The 13,454-nt window shown below is 60.5% G+C and carries 10 protein-coding genes; all 10 read right to left on the bottom strand.

What is annotated here, in order from left to right; translation table 11 throughout:
* Positions 1–61: 61 nt before the first annotated feature.
* The 10 genes from dnaE to AAFN47_RS05765 all read right to left on the bottom strand — a co-directional run bounded on the left by dnaE (position 62) and on the right by AAFN47_RS05765 (position 13,444).
* A complete protein-coding gene (gene dnaE, locus AAFN47_RS05810) occupies positions 62–3,553 on the bottom strand; it encodes a DNA polymerase III subunit alpha (protein ID WP_499808262.1) in 3,492 nt (1,163 codons plus the stop codon).
* A gap of 366 nt (positions 3,554–3,919) precedes the next feature.
* A complete protein-coding gene (locus AAFN47_RS05805; protein WP_499808261.1) occupies positions 3,920–4,621 on the bottom strand; it encodes an ABC transporter ATP-binding protein in 702 nt (233 codons plus the stop codon).
* Between the two features lie 4 nt (positions 4,622–4,625).
* Positions 4,626–5,915, bottom strand: coding sequence for a lipoprotein-releasing ABC transporter permease subunit (locus AAFN47_RS05800; RefSeq protein ID WP_499808379.1), 1,290 nt, complete (start codon positions 5,913–5,915; stop codon positions 4,626–4,628).
* 30 nt (positions 5,916–5,945) lie between these two features.
* The gene (gene proS / locus AAFN47_RS05795; protein WP_499808260.1) at positions 5,946–7,280 is read right to left on the bottom strand and encodes a proline--tRNA ligase; all 1,335 of its coding nucleotides are present in this window, start codon (positions 7,278–7,280) and stop codon (positions 5,946–5,948) included.
* 518 nt (positions 7,281–7,798) lie between these two features.
* A complete protein-coding gene (locus tag AAFN47_RS05790; RefSeq protein ID WP_499808259.1) occupies positions 7,799–9,079 on the bottom strand; it encodes an ArgE/DapE family deacylase in 1,281 nt (426 codons plus the stop codon).
* On the bottom strand, positions 9,069–9,899 hold the full coding sequence (locus AAFN47_RS05785) for a dienelactone hydrolase family protein (RefSeq protein ID WP_499808258.1): 831 nt from the start codon (positions 9,897–9,899) through the stop codon (positions 9,069–9,071). Before AAFN47_RS05785 ends, AAFN47_RS05790 begins: the two co-directional genes overlap by 11 nt.
* Complete coding sequence (locus AAFN47_RS05780; protein ID WP_499808257.1) at positions 9,899–10,651, bottom strand: ATP-binding cassette domain-containing protein; 753 nt, start codon at positions 10,649–10,651, stop codon at positions 9,899–9,901. The genes AAFN47_RS05785 and AAFN47_RS05780 overlap by 1 nt, the downstream gene beginning before the upstream one ends.
* The gene (locus AAFN47_RS05775) at positions 10,648–11,634 is read right to left on the bottom strand and encodes an ABC transporter ATP-binding protein (RefSeq protein WP_499808256.1); all 987 of its coding nucleotides are present in this window, start codon (positions 11,632–11,634) and stop codon (positions 10,648–10,650) included. Before AAFN47_RS05775 ends, AAFN47_RS05780 begins: the two co-directional genes overlap by 4 nt.
* The gene (locus AAFN47_RS05770; RefSeq protein ID WP_499808255.1) at positions 11,631–12,491 is read right to left on the bottom strand and encodes an ABC transporter permease; all 861 of its coding nucleotides are present in this window, start codon (positions 12,489–12,491) and stop codon (positions 11,631–11,633) included. The genes AAFN47_RS05775 and AAFN47_RS05770 overlap by 4 nt, the downstream gene beginning before the upstream one ends.
* Positions 12,488–13,444, bottom strand: coding sequence for an ABC transporter permease (locus AAFN47_RS05765; protein WP_499808254.1), 957 nt, complete (start codon positions 13,442–13,444; stop codon positions 12,488–12,490). Before AAFN47_RS05765 ends, AAFN47_RS05770 begins: the two co-directional genes overlap by 4 nt.
* Positions 13,445–13,454: the final 10 nt, after the last annotated feature.

Raw genomic sequence — 13,454 nt, 5'->3', positions numbered from 1 at the left:
TGAAACGATTCCGGTTCTGTTTCGAACGGTAATCCATGTCGTCGAAGGATTGAAGCGCCGATCAGACGAGTTCGACGTCGACGACGCCGTTTGCAGATTTGAGCGCGGCGGCGACCTGTGGGGATATCCTGTATCGTTCGGGAAGTTCGACCTCGATCTCACGCTTGCCGTCATCCTTGATGACCACAAAGGACACCTGTCCGTCGCCATTCGTGTTGAGATGACCGGCGATCTGCCGCAAGGGGCCGCTGTCTCGCACAAAGATGCGCAGGGCTTTCTGCTCTTGCACCGCCCTTTCCTCGAGCGACTGCACGGTCTGTATTCGCAGGCTGATGCCTTCCGGCCGCTCTTCGGCGTCGACGGTGATGACCAGCGAGCTTCCGGGTTCGAGCTGGGCGCGATAGAGCGCCAGCGCTTCAGAAAACAGCACGGCTTCATACTGACCGGAAGAGTCCGAGAACTCGACAATGCCCATCTTGTTGCCGGTGCGTGTCTTTCGCTCCTGCTTCGATGTGACGGTTCCGGCGAGCCGCCCGGCCGTGGCGCCTTTTTTCACGGCCACCGAGAACTCGGCGAAGGTCTGAACCCGCATGCGGTCGAGCAGTTCGGCATAGGAATCCAGCGGGTGCGCGGAGAGATAAAAGCCCAGCGCCTGAAACTCCCGATGCAGTTTTTCCGAAGCCACCCAGGGCGTTACGGCGGGAAATTGAATCACTTCCGGACCTGTAGCCGCGCCCGCGCCGAACATGTCGCTCTGTCCGCTTACCCGATCCTCGAACGCCTTTTGGGAAAATCCGAGCAATCGATCCATCCCGGCGACAAGCTCCGCCCGGTCGCGACCGAAACAGTCGAAGGCGCCGGCGCAAATGAGGCTCTCCAGGACCCTGCGATTGATGACCTTCGGGTCTATGCGCAGGCAGAAATCCTCAATGCTCGCAAACTGCTTGTCGCCACGAACCTCGGCGATGTGATCCACAGCCGCCTCGCCGACGCCTTTTATGGCGGCAAGCGAATAATAAATCCGGTTTTCTCCCGTCTTGAAAATCCGGAACGAGGTCTGAACTGACGGTGGAATCACGTCGATGCCAAGGCGCTTGGCGTCCTGACGAAAATCCGACAGCTTGTCGGTGTTCGACATGTCGAGCGTCATGGAGGCGGCGAGGAATTCGACCGGGTAATGCGCTTTCAGGTAGGCGGTCTGGTAGGAGACCAGACCGTAGGCGGCGGCGTGCGACTTGTTGAAACCGTAATTGGCGAATTTGGCGAGCAGATCGAAAATGAAATCGGCCTGCTGTTTGGACACGCCGTTTTCCATGGCGCCGCTGACGAAGCGGTCCCGCTGCTTGTCCATCTCCGCCTGAATCTTCTTGCCCATGGCGCGGCGCAGAAGGTCGGCTTCGCCGAGCGAGTAGCCAGAGAGCACCTGTGCGATCTGCATCACCTGCTCCTGGTAGACGATGACGCCCTGGGTTTCTTCAAGCAGATGGTCGATCTTCGGATGGATCGAGGAGAGTTCCTCCTCCCCGTGCTTGCGGGCGTTATAGACCGGGATGTTTTCCATCGGCCCCGGCCGATAGAGCGCGACCAGGGCGATGATATCCTCGATACGGTCCGGTTGCATGCCGATCAGGGCCTTGCGCATGCCCGTGCTTTCAACCTGGAACACGCCCACAGTCTCGCCGCGCGAGAGCATCTTGTAGGTCTCTTCATCGTCGAGCGGGAGGGCTTCGAGAACGACATCAACGTTGCGTTCCTTCAGGAAGCTCACCGCCGTCTTCAGCACTGTCAGCGTCTTGAGGCCAAGAAAGTCGAATTTGACGAGGCCCGCCTTTTCCACCCATTTCATATTGAACTGGGTGACGGGCATGTCCGAGCGCGGATCGCGATACATCGGAACGAGTTGCGACAGGGGGCGGTCGCCAATCACGATGCCGGCGGCGTGGGTGGAAGCGTGCCGGTAAAGGCCTTCGAGTTTCTGGGCGATGTCGAGCAACTGGCCGACCACCGGTTCGGCCGCGGCCTCCTCCCGCAGCTTCGGCTCTTCCTCGATCGCCTTGTGCAGAGGAGTCGGATTGGCCGGATTGTTGGGCACCAGCTTGCAGATCCGGTCCACCTGACCGTAGGGCATTTCCAGGACGCGGCCGACGTCGCGCAGCGCGGCGCGGGCCTGCAGCGATCCGAAGGTGATGATCTGGGCGACCTGGTCGCGCCCGTATTTCTTCTGGACGTAGCGGATGACCTCGTCGCGCCGATCCTGGCAGAAGTCGATGTCGAAGTCCGGCATCGAGACGCGTTCCGGATTGAGGAAGCGTTCGAACAAGAGAGAGAAGCGCAGCGGGTCTATGTCCGTGACGGTGAGCGCATAGGCGACAAGCGATCCGGCTCCGGAACCGCGGCCAGGCCCGACGGGAATGTCATGCGCCTTGGCCCATTTGATGAAGTCTGCGACGATGAGAAAGTACCCGGGGAACCGCATGCGCTCGATGATGCCGAGTTCCGTTTCCAGGCGTTCGCGATAATCGTCCACGGAAAATCCCGGCGCGCATCCGAGCGCGTCCAGACGGGCCGTCAGCCCCTCCTCCGCCTGGCGGCGCAGTTCCTGGGCCTCGGCGCGTTCCGCCGCTTCCGGATCGTCGGCGGAGCCCCCCGTAAAGCGCGGCAGGATCGGATCGCGTGTTTCCAGGATGTAGGAACAGCGCCGGGCAATCTCCACGGTGTTTTCAGTGGCTTCGGGCAGATCCTTGAAAAGCGAGAGCATCGCCTCGCGGGTCTTCAGGAAATTGTCGGGCGTGACGCGGACGCGATTGTCGTCCGAAACAACGGCGTTGTGCGCCACCGCCATGAGCGCGTCATGCGCGTCGAACTCGTCCGGACCGGGAAAGAACGCCTCGTTGGTGGCGACGATCGGCAGCTTGTTGCGATAGGCCATGTCGAGCATCGCGTTCTCGTGTTGGCGGCTGTAATCGGTGGGGCGCTGGATTTCGATATAAAGGCGATCGCCAAAAAGCGCCGCCAGCGTATCAAGCCGGGATTGGGCCAGCGCGGCGTCGCCGGCCGTCAGCGCAGCATCGATCGGCCCTCCGGATGCGCCGGTAAGGCAGATCAGCCCCTCGATGCCCTCCTGCAACCACTCGAGCATGATATGCGCCGTGTCGTTGCTTTCGCCGTCGAGATAGGCGCGGCTGACCAGACCAACAAGTCGGCTGTAGCCCTCCGCCGTCGCCGCGATCAGGACAAGCGACGGCCGCCGGGCCATGCGGTTGCGCGAACCCCCGGACGCGGACGGATCGCCGTCGCCCATCTCGATGTCAAGCTGGCAGCCGATGATCGGCTGCACGCCCGCGTCGCCGGCGCTGGCGGCGAACTCAAGCGCGCCGAACAGATTGTTGGTGTCGGCGATGCCGATCGCCGGCTGAAGGTCGGCGGCCGCCGCCGCAACGATTTTCTTGAGAGGCAGCGCGCCTTCGAGCAGCGAATAGGCCGAATGCACGCGCAAATGCACGAAGCCCGGTCCTTTGGAATGCGCTGTTAGTGCAGACTCGCTTTCGGTCATGGAACTCCGCCGTCTCTTTTGGAATCGGGTCGATTTTCACCCGGCGAAGCTTCCATGTCCATGGTCTGGCGACAAGTCGCCTGCGTTGTCTTCAGTTTTCTGGATGCGCCTGACCGCGCAATTATAAACCCGGTCAGAACGGGTATGATCAGAGCGCCATCATGACGATGGTAATGCTGGAAACGAAGAGGACCATCGAGGCGAAGGCGGCGCAGTCTTTAGCAAGATCGAACATATGTTCCTCCTTATACTGGATATGTTTCCAGTTTGTTCTTTTTATGTTCGACAGTCAAGCGATTACCGTACCGTGGTTAATATCCGGTTTACACTCTGGATAAAATTGTTGCGAAGGCCCGTCTTCCGGGATCAGGCCTGCTCTGCGATCATCTCTACAACCTGACCGTCCTGCAGGGTGATTCGACGATCCATCAGCGAGGCGATCTCGTGATTGTGCGTGGCGATCAGCGCCGCCAGGCCTGATTGGCGCACGAGCGCCTCAAGCGCTTCGAAGACGTATCCGGCGGTCGCCGGATCGAGATTGCCGGTCGGCTCGTCGGCCATCAGGACAAGCGGCGCATTGGCGACCGACCGGGCGATCGCGACACGCTGCTGCTCGCCGCCGGAGAGTTCCGAGGGGCGATGGTCCGCCCTTGCGCCGATGCGCATGTAGTCGAGTAGCTGGCGCGCGCGCACGGCCGCCTCCTCGCGAGACAGGCCGGCGATCATCTGCGGCATCATGATATTTTCGAGCGCCGTGAACTCCGGCAGCAGGTGGTGGAACTGATAGACGAAGCCGATATCCGACCGACGCATGGCCGTGCGCTGCTCGTCCGACAGGGAGCCGCTCGCGCGACCGTTGACATAGACCTCGCCGCCGTCAGGCTTTTCAAGCAACCCGGCGATATGCAGAAGAGTCGACTTGCCTGCGCCGGATGGCGCAACCAGCGCAACCGTTTCGCCCGGCCGCAAAGCGAGATTTGCGCCGCCGAGAACCGAGAGAATGTTTTCTCCCTGTTTGTAATGGCGCTCGACATTATCGAGCTGCAATACGTAGGCGGCGCTGTTCATGAAATCACTCGTAACGAAGGGCGTCCACCGGATCGAGACGCGACGCGCGCCAGGCCGGGAACAGGGTTGCAAGGAAGGAAAGGCCAAGCGCCATCGCAACGACGGCGATCGTTTCGCCCAGATCCATGTCGGCTGGCAACTGGCTGAGATAATAGAGTTCCGGGTCGAAGATCGTGGTTCCGGAAATCCAGGAAAAGAACTGCCGGAACGACTCGATGTTGAGGCAGATGAAGACGCCGAGAAGCACGCCGGCCAAAGTGCCCACCATGCCGATCGCCGCGCCTGTCATGAAGAAGATGCGCATGATCGAGCCGGATGACGCGCCCATCGTCCTGAGGATCGCGATGTCGTGCCCCTTGTCCTTGACCAGCATGATGAGGCCGGAAATGATGTTGAGAGCGGCGACGAGGACGATCAGTGTGAGGATCATGAACATCACGTTGCGCTCGACCTGCAGGGCGGAGAAAAACGTCCTGTTCTGCTGGCGCCAGTCAGTGATGAACACCTGCTGTCCCATCGCTTCCTCGACGATCGGACGCATGACGTCGATGGCGTCGGGATCGTCGAGCACCACTTCGATGGACTGCACGAGACCGTCGGTATTGAAATAGAGCTGGGATTCGGCGAGCGGCATGAAGATCATCGACGAATCGATTTCAGACATGCCGACTTCGAAAATGGCTGAAACCGGATAGGCCTTGGTCCGCGGCATCACGCCAAGCGGCGTGATATCGCCTTCCGGCGTGGTCAGCGTCACCGTATCGCCGACAAGAACGCCGAGACTGGAGGCCATGCGGGCGCCGATCGCGATCGCTTCTCCGGATGCGAACCCGACGAGATCTCCGGTCTGTATGTGGTCTGCGACGCCTTCCAGTTCGGCGAGATCATCGGCTCCGATGCCGCGAACGAGGGCGCCTGTTCCCGCGCCCTGGAAACCGGTTGCGAGAACCTGGCCATCGACCAGGGGAATTGCGGATTTCACTCCGTCGAGCGCGTCGAGCCTGGCAGCAATGCCGGTGTAGTCTGTCAGAGGCTGATCCATCGGCTGGATGATCATGTGACCATTGACGCCGAGTATGCGGTCGATCAACTGGGCGCGGAAGCCGTTCATCACGGCCATGACCACAATCAGCGTTGCGACGCCAAGCATGATGCCGGAAAATGAAAACCCGGCAATGACCGAGATAAACGCCTCGCGTCGACGCGAGCGCAGATAGCGCCAGGCGATCATTCGCTCGAAGGTCGAGAAAGGACGGACAGGGCGCGCAGGCTTCGGCGCATCGCCCGCCGCCATTGTATTGTCCGCAGCCTCTCCAGTCATCGATTATTCCTGTCTGCCGGAGGTCAGCCGGTTGACGGCTTCCTCGACCGTGACGGTCACACGCTCGCCGGTTTTTCGATCCTTGATTTCGACCTCACCATTGGCTGCGGAGCGCGGACCGACGATCACCTGGGTCGGGACGCCGATAAGGTCGGCTGTTGCAAACTTGACCCCTGCCCTTTCGTCGCGGTCATCATACAGCGGATCCAGCCCGGCCTTCTGCGTCGTCTCGTAGAGCTTCTGGCAATAGTCGTCGCAAACCCCGTCGCCGGCCTTCATGTTAATGATGCAGAGATCGAAGGGGGACACGCTTTCCGGCCAAATGATTCCATTGTCGTCATGGAATGCCTCAATGATGGCGGGAACAAGACGCGACGGACCGATGCCGTAGGATCCACCGTGGATAGCGTGTTCCTTGCCGTCGGGTCCGGTTACGGTCGCGCCCATCGGCTCGGAGTATTTCGTGCCGAAGTAGAAGATGTGCCCAACTTCGATGCCGCGCGCCGAGACTTGCCGGCTTTCAGGGATGCTCTCGAAGACGGAAGCCTCGTGCATGTCTGATGTTGCGGCGTAGAGCGACGTCCATTTGTCGACGATGGCTTCCAGACCGGACACATCGTCGAAATCGACGCTTTCGTCCGGAATGTCGAAATCAAGAAAGTCCTTGTGGCAAAAGACTTCGGACTCGCCGGTCTTCGCCAGGATAATGAATTCGTGGCTGAGATCTCCGCCGATAGGGCCTGTCTCCGCCCGCATCGGGATCGCCTTGAGGCCGAGCCGCGCGAAGGTTCTCAGATAGGCGACGAACATCTTGTTGTAGGAGTGCCGGGCAGCCTCACGGTCGATATCGAAGGAATAGGCGTCTTTCATGAGAAACTCGCGCGAGCGCATCGTGCCGAAGCGCGGACGGATCTCGTCCCTGAACTTCCATTGGATATGATACAGATTGATCGGAAGATCCTTGTAGGATCGCACATAGCCGCGGAAGATGTCGGTAATCATCTCCTCATTGGTGGGACCATAGAGCATGGGCCGCTTCTGGCGGTCCTCGATCCGCAGCATCTCCTTGCCATAGTCGTCGTAACGACCGCTCTCCTGCCACAGTTCCGCAGACTGGATGGTCGGCATCATGACTTCCATCGCGCCGGTTCGGTTCTGCTCTTCCCGGATAATCGTGTTGACCTTTTCCAGAACCCGCTTTCCAAGCGGCAACCAGGAATAGATGCCAGCCGACTGCTGGCGGATCATGCCGGCGCGCAGCATCAGCCGGTGCGAAACGATTTCCGCTTCCTTGGGGTTTTCCTTGAGGATGGGGAGAAAATAGCGGGATAAACGCATTGCCTGGTCCGTTGCCGACGGAGCGCCGCATAGGAATCAGACGCGCCGTCTCTGTGAAAATCAGCCGCTTTCATAAACACTTCCAATGCGGATGAAAAGACGCGCAGATCGGGCATGACACCCTGTGTTTCGAAACTGCCAGTCCGACCCAACCGGCGGCGCCGAACCAAAAACAGGAATAGTTCCCTGATGATTCGGAATTTGTCCGGAAAAAATTCTGGACAGCGACATAATTGTCACTTTTCGGGTGACATCAGCTTCGCAATCCGTTAGGTTGCCGATCCAATGAGGCAGGGAGAAAAGATCCCCGCACGTTTCGCGGTCAAAGTCTTGGGAGGATGGATCTAAGGCGCGAATTGACTCGCAGCCACCGGAGCAGTCCGGTCACTAGATCACGCGATAAATTTACAAGGCTCAATGCCTTGTTTTTTTTTGATATTTAAATGAGCTTCAAGCTCGCATTTCAACTTTGAAATACGCCGCTGCGAAAAGGCTTGCCTCACAAGCCCTTTCGCCGTTCAGGCCTCTTCAACGCCGCACCAGTCGGCCAGGAATAGCGTCATCGTCTTTGTGACGCTGAGCAGAGAATCAAGACTGACACGCTCGTCGAAGCCGTGGATCAGTTCTGCGGTCGGCCCGTAGACAAGTGCCGGCGTATCTGCGTACAGACCAAAGAAACGGGCGTCGGTTGTCGCGGTGCACGCCATTTCCTCTAGCGCCTCTCCGAACACTCTCTGGTGCGACCTTGCGAGCATTCCGACCGGCTCTTCGGCGTCCTTGAGGATATAGCCCTCTGCTTCGAAACCATTGTAGACGATCTGCGGCGGATTGTTCTGCAAGAAGGCGTTCCGGCGCGAAGCGAGCCGGATCGTCTCCTCGATTTCGCACTTCGCTTCGGCGATATCCTGACCCGGATAGATCGCCACACGAACATCGAACGTGCACCACGCCGGCACGCTGGACGCCCAGTCGCCGCCCTCGATACGACCGACATTCAGATTGATCGGATGATCCACCGTCTCATAGGGCGGATACTGATCCTTGCGACTGTTCCATTCGTGCTCCAGTTCGTGCAGCGCCTGCATGACCGTGTAGGCCGCCTCGATGGCGTTGGCGCCTTCTCCCGCATCGGCCACGTGAACCGGTATGCCGCGCACATTGACCTGGAACCAGATGACCCCGATCTGCGCCCGGATCATGGTCTGGTTTTGAGGTTCGGGAATGAGCGCCGCATCGGCCTTGTAGCCTCGGGCGAGACAGGCGAGCGCGCCATTGCCGGTGCATTCCTCCTCGATGACGCTCTGGACAAACACATCCGCGGTCAAACCGAAGCCCGCCCGCTCGACCGCATCCATCGCCGCAAGGCAGGCGATCAGGCCGGCTTTCATGTCGCCTGCGCCGCGACCATACATCCAGCCATTTTCGATCCGAGGCTCGAACGGCGGAGTGCTCCACATATCGAGCGGCCCGGTCGGCACGACGTCGACATGTCCATTGAGAATGAGCGACCTGCCCTTCGGATTTTCGACGCGCCGCGACCCGACGACATTCCAGGCGTTGTCGTAGTTGACATGAACAGGCGAGAATCCGGGCCAGTGTCTGATCTCTTCGATATCGACCTTGAACCGGTCGACATCGAGGCCGCGTTCGCGCATCTGCCGGGCCATATAGTCCTGGGCCGGCGCCTCGGCGCCGCGGGTGGACGGAAAGCGCACCAGATCCGCAGTTTGCGAAATCTGCTCCTCGAACCCCGCCTCGACTGCATCCATCAGCGCGTTCGCCGTCTTGTCATCCAGCATTTTCGTTCCTCCATGTCGTCAGCGAACGGTTGAGAAATTCGAGTATCTCGGCTTGAACCGCCCGGTCCACGGACAGCCAGTGCTTGTCGGCAAGGTAATCTGGTTTTTGATAAACGATCGATCGTGAGCCATTGTCTTGACTCATGTAGGCGCCGCAGTCGCCACTGAGGACCTGCGATTTGAACCAGGGATCAAGCGCCCCGACCAGCGCGAGAACCGGCTGGTCCGGATTGCTGTTGAGACCGTGATATTCCGGCCAGCCTGCATGGCACGTCCAGCCCTCGACAATGCGAGCTGCCGCCGTAACGTCCTCAATCGTGGCGACGGTGATCGCCCCCTGCGAGTGACCCATGATCACCACCGGCAGATCGCTTAAGGACAGGACAAGCGACGCCTGCTCGACCGCGTAGCGCATCTCGTCCTGGCGCCAGCCGAGAACCGCGCGATGCAATCCGCCCCGGTGCGTCGCCGGATCGCAGCTTTTCGGCTTGTCGACACGCGCAAAACTGTCGGGAGCAATGACAACGTAGCCTGCCTGCGCCAGAAACCGTCCCGTCGAATCCGTTATCCGGCTTAACCCGCTACAGCCATGCGCATAGACGATCAGAGCGACGGGAGGAGAGTGCGGATCAATCCGGTCTTCAATATCGCTGACGCCCGCCTCGACAAATCCCGCCGGCGTGGTGGACGGCAGGTAGCCGCGCGCAGCGTCCCATGTCCGCTGCAGTTCGGCCTCATCCGCCCGGGCGGACGAAATTGAAAGCACCATGGCGAGAAACAGCGCGACCACAATGCGGCTATGGGCAAAATATCCGGGCATCACGCCAGGCTACTCATCAGCATTTGACTGTAGGGATGGTCGGGCGTTCCGTAGAACCGCTCGGAAGGCGCGTCCTCGACAATCTCGCCCCGAAACATGACAGCGATGCGATGGCTGACATAGCGCGTCGCCGCCAGATCATGGGAGATAAAGAGCGCGCCAAAACCGTATTTGTGCTGAAGGTCCATGATGAGATTGAGCACCTGGGCCTGAACCGACACGTCTAGCGCGCTTACAGCCTCGTCGAACACGATGAAACGAGGCTCAGTCACCAAGGCTCTGGCGATGGAGACGCGCTGGCGCTGACCACCCGACAACTGACCCGGATAGCGGTCGACATATCCGTCGCCGAGACCGACGCTGTCGAAGATGTCCGTCACGCGCCGCTTGCGTTCGTCCGGTTTGACGCCGAGTATGATCAGCGGTTCTTCCACGGAGGCCCCGCAACGCAGCCGCGGATTGAGCGCCCATTCGGAATGTTGCAAGACGACGGAAAGCTGTCCGCGACGCTGCCGCAGTGTGCCGAACGGAGCGCCGCCGAAGCGCATGACCCCTTGCGTCGGCGCGAGTAGCCCAAGACAGACGCGACCAAGAGTTGTCTTTCCCGAACCGGACTCTCCGACAAGCCCGAGCGTCTCGCCCTCCCTGATCGACAGATTCACCTTGCGAACTGCTTCAAAGGCCTCGCCGCCGAGAAATCCGGCTCGATAGGTCACAACGATATCCTGCAGTTCGACGATGGTCTGGCTCATTCTGTTCGCGCCTCCCCCGCATCGCTCGTCGCTTCAACCACTTCTTCTGCAAAGTGACAGCAGACGGCGCGCGCCGCGACCAGACGCGCCTCGGGTCGACTGTTTGCGCATTCAGGTCGGGCAAGTCCGCAACGCGGTTCGTAGGCGCATTTCCGGCATGGGCCTCTGAGAACGGGCGGCGCTCCAAGTATGGGCTCCAGACGCTCGCCGGGTTTCTCGTTGCCCGCAGCCGCGGCGATGAGCGCGCGCGTATAGGGATGGGCCGGCTGTTCCAGCACGGTGGCGCTTTGTCCTATCTCGACCACGCGACCGCCATACATGACCGCGACGCGGTCAGCGTGACGGGAGACAAGCCGCAAGTCATGGGACAGGATCACCATGCTCGCGCCATTCTCCTCACGCAGCCGGCCCAGCGTATCCATGACCTTTTCCCGGATCGAGGCGTCCAGCGAAGCGGTCGGTTCGTCCGCGATGATCAGTTTCGGAGACCGGGCGATCGCCATGGCTATGATGACGCGCTGCGCCATACCGCCTGAAAGTTCGTGTGGAAACGAGCGCATCACCCGTTCCGGATCGTCGAGTTCGGCGCGGCGAAGCAATAATGCGATGGCGTCGTGCGATGGTTTCCCGCCGATCGCCCGGATCATCTGGCGATCAATGCGCATCGTCGGATCAAGCGCCGTCATGGGGTTCTGGAAAACAAAACCGAGGCGGTCGCGCCGAAGCTGGCGCAACGCTTCCGCGTCGACGTCAACGACGGAGACACCGTCCACCGTGATCGTTCCGCTCTCGATCCGTGCTTCAGGAGGAAGCAGACGGCCAATCGACATTCCGATCGTAGTCTTCCCGGAACCGCTTTCGCCGACGATTGCCAGCGTTTCGCCGCTGGCGACGTAAAGCTCGGCGCTGTCGAGACCACGGGTCGCTCCTCCTCCGCCATCATAGGCGACGACCAGATCGCGGATTTCAACGAGCGCGCTCATTTCAACGCCCTGCCCTTCAGAGGCTCGATGGCGTCGCGAATTGCATCACCAACCAGGTTGACGGACATGATGGCGAGCGACAGGACCATTCCGGCGGACAGCACAAGCCATGGCGCAAACGTGAGATAGGCGCTCCCCTGGCGCAGCAGCGATCCGAGCGAGGCTTGCGGCGGCTGAACGCCGAGACCGAGATAGCTGAGCGTACTTTCGATGATCATGCCGATCGACATGGCGTAGGTAAGCTGGACAATCACCGCTCCGAGGATGTTGGGCAGGATATGCACCGTCATTATCCGCCACGGCGTTGCGCCGGCCACTTCGGACGCGGTGACGAAACCGCGACCGGCGACGCTGAGCGTCACCGAACGGACCACGCGGATGAACAGAGGTATCGTCGCTATGGAAATGACCGCCACCGCGGAAACCTGGCCCGGCCCTATCATCGCAGCGACCAGCAGGCCGACAATGATGGCCGGAAAGGCAAAGAGAATATCGGCGCCGCGGGCCACGAAATGATCCGTCACGCCATGGAAATAACCTGCCAGCATTCCGAAGAAGGAGCCGACGACGGCGGTGATCGAGACCGCGACGATGGAGAGCAGAAACGTTGCGCGAATTCCCTCAACGACGCGCGGCAGATAGGAGCGCCCGAGTTCATCGGTGCCGAAGGGAAAAGCCCAGGAAGGCGGAGCAAGCCGCGGACCTGCGGCGATTCTTGTCGGATCACCCAGCGGCAGCCAGGGCCCGAGAAGCCCGATCAGGACAAGCAGCGTCAGCACGGCAAGGCCGAGAAATGACAGCCGATCTTCCCGCATCAACCGGCAGAGCGCGGCCACAATCGACTTTGCCACGCTCATCGCCTTTTCCCCGCACCGACCCGCGGATCGATCGCCGCATACAGAATATCGGACAGCATGTTGATGGAGATGAAGACCAGAGCCGCGATAAGCACGCCGGCCTGAACGATTGCGTAATCACGGTTCAGGAGGCCGTTGAATGTGTAGAGCCCGATGCCAGGAATGGAAAACAGCACCTCCACCACGACCGCGCCGCTGAGCAGGAAGCCGAAATAGGTCGTCACCACCGTGACCACCGGAATAGCTGCGTTTCGCAAGACATGCAGCCGGATGATATCGCGCGGACGTTCGCCGCGCGCAACAGCGGTGGTGATGTGGCCCTCGGTCATCACCTGCATTACCGCATCGCGCGTAGTGCGCAGAATAAGCGCGACGCCGAAAACCGAAAGCGTGAGGCCCGGCAGCAGCATAACCCGCAGGTTCTCGATCGGGTCCTCGCTTAAGGGAACGTATCCGCCAACCCTGAACCAGAGGGACCATGCGGAAAACACGAAGATCAGGGCGCTGCCCAGCACCACGTCCGGCACGCTCGCGCCAATCGCGCCGACAACTCGGGCGTAGCCGCCGCGCGCGCGGCCCGCGACGCCTGAAGCAATGCCGAGCGGAACGCCCAGGGCCAGTGCGACAAACAGGGCGATCGTGGCCAATTCGAGCGTAACCGGCGCGCGTCGCAAGAACTCGTCGATAACTGGTTTTCTAGTGACCATCGACACGCCGAAGTCGCCCTGCAGCAACGACAAAAGCCAGCGCCCGAACTGGAAGACTATGGGCTGGTCCAAGCCGTAGCGCTGGGCGATCGCGGCGCGGGCTTCGGGCGTTACAAACGGTCCGAGCAGAATATCCGCATAACCGCCCGGAATGAAGCGAAGGGCGAGGAACACGAGGATCGAGACGCCAAGCGTGGTCACGAGCGCTATCGCGATCCGGGGCAAAAGGTAGCCGATCAGGCGCATCCACCAAACT

Source organism: Hoeflea sp. CAU 1731, assembly GCF_039888615.1.
Lineage (GTDB): Bacteria > Pseudomonadota > Alphaproteobacteria > Rhizobiales > Rhizobiaceae > Flavimaribacter.
Note: the sequence above shows the minus strand (reverse complement) of the source record. Positions and strands in the feature narration are given on the sequence as shown.